Source organism: Streptomyces sp. SID3212, from assembly GCF_009865405.1.
In the GTDB taxonomy this organism is placed as follows: Bacteria; Actinomycetota; Actinomycetes; order Streptomycetales; family Streptomycetaceae; genus Streptomyces.
In genome coordinates this window covers 1-1,541 of sequence record NZ_WWJY01000642.1, presented here as the reverse complement: position 1 = coordinate 1,541, position 1,541 = coordinate 1, and the positions used below count along the sequence as shown (strand labels likewise).

Genomic DNA, 1,541 nt, shown 5'->3' with positions numbered 1-1,541 from the left:
CGCCCGAGGCGCTGGGCTCGATGATCGACCTGGGTACGGCCGCGCTGCCCGCGCCGGAGCCCTGGCTCACCCGGGGCGTCCAGGGCGCCCTGGAGGAGCTGCCGCGCTACGCGCACACGCACGGCCGCTATCCGGCCGGGCTGCTGGCGCTGCGGCAGACGGTCGCCGACCGGTACACCGCGCGTGGCATCCCGACCATGCCCGAACAGATCATGATCACCACGGGCGCGATGGGCGCGATCGACGCGATCTGCCAGCTCTTCGCGGGCCAGGGGGAGCGGATCGCGGTGGAGTCGCCGTCGTACGCGAACATCCTCCAGCTGATGCGGCAGGCGGGTGCCCGGCTGGTGCCGGTCGCCATGGCGGAGGGGCTGGCCGGCTGGGACCTGCCGCGCTGGCGTCAGGTGATGCGGGACGCTGCGCCCCGGATCGCGTACGTCGTGGCCGACTTCCACAACCCGACCGGCGCGCTGGCCGACGACGACCAGCGGCGCCAGCTGGTCGACGCGGCGCGTTCGGCGGGGACGGTGCTCGTCGTGGACGAGACGATGGCGGAGCTGCCGCTGGACGACGGCCTGGAGATGCCGAGGCCGGTCTGCGCGTTCGACCCGGCGGGCAGCACGGTCCTGACGGTGGGCTCGGCGAGCAAGGCGTTCTGGGCGGGGCTCAGCATCGGGTGGGTGCGGGCGGCGCCCGAGGTCATCCGGTCGCTGGTGTCGGCGAGGGCGTACGCGGACCTCGGCACGCCGGTGCTGGAACAGCTCGCCGTGAACTGGCTGATGCGCAGCGGCGAGTGGGAGGACGCGGTGGCCTTCCGGCGGGGGCAGGCGCGGGGGAACCGGGACGCGATGGTGGCGGCGGTACGGGAACAGCTGCCGGACTGGGAGTTCGAGGTGCCCCGCGGCGGCCTGACCCTGTGGGCGAGGACGGGCGGCCTGTCCGGCTCGCGCCTGGCGGAGGTGGGCGAACGGGTGGGCGTACGGGTCCCCTCGGGCCCCCGCTTCGGCGTCGACGGCGCCTTCGAGGGCTACGTACGCCTCCCGTTCACGGTGGGAGGCCCGGTGGCGGCGGAGGCGGCGACCCGTCTGGCGACGGCGGCCCGCCTGGTACGCGGCGGCGCGGGGACGGGCACGGACACCCCGAAGACCTTCGTGGCGTAGCGCGATGCCGTGCGGGGGCAGGCGGCTTCTCGCGTGCCGGACACGGCGACCGCGTGCGCCCCGGCGGACGGGTGTCCTCAACCGCCGGACGGGCTGGGTGGGGCGCGCCCCGGCGGCCCGGTGTCCTCAAACGCCGGACGGGCTTGGAAGGTGCGGCCCGGTGGGTGGGTGTCCTCAATCGCCGGACGGGCTTGAATGGGTGGGCCGGTGTCCTCAACCGGCGGACGAGCTTGGGGAGATGCGCCGCTGTTCTCAACCGTCGGCCGGGTTGGGAGAGGCCGGCCCCATCCAGCCCGTCCGGCGTTTGAGGACACCCGCCCACCGAGTGGCACGCGGCGATCGTGCCCGGCCCCATCAAGCCCGTCCGGCGATTGAGGACAA

At 74.8% G+C, this 1,541-nt stretch carries 1 protein-coding gene; it reads left to right on the top strand.

Annotated features, from left to right (window positions below):
* Positions 1–1,160, top strand: a 1,160-nt coding sequence (locus tag GT042_RS18970) for a PLP-dependent aminotransferase family protein (RefSeq protein ID WP_161309910.1), incomplete at its 5' end; no start/stop codon positions are given.
* Between the last annotated feature and the right edge of the window lie 381 nt (positions 1,161–1,541).